This is a genomic window from Paenibacillus sp. UMB4589-SE434 (assembly GCF_030226685.1).
GTDB lineage: Bacteria > Bacillota > Bacilli > Paenibacillales > Paenibacillaceae > Paenibacillus_B.
In genome coordinates, this window is record NZ_JASOYK010000044.1 from 1 (window position 1) to 203 (window position 203).

General features: G+C 46.8%; 1 rRNA gene. It reads right to left on the reverse strand.

The window, feature by feature from the left end:
- Positions 1–42: 42 nt before the first annotated feature.
- Positions 43–203, reverse strand: a 23S ribosomal RNA gene (locus QP775_RS25695); the annotation flags it as partial.

The window sequence follows — 203 nt, forward strand, 5'->3', positions numbered from 1 at the left end:
TGAAAACTGAATGCGAAGTGTACATGCTCTACTTAGAATGATTAGGATAAGCCCTCGACCGATTAGTATTCGTCAGCTCCACACATTACTGTGCTTCCACCCCGAACCTATCTACCTCGTCGTCTTCAAGGGGTCTTACTAATTGGGAAATCTCATCTTGAGGGGGGCTTCACGCTTAGATGCTTTCAGCGCTTATCCCTTCC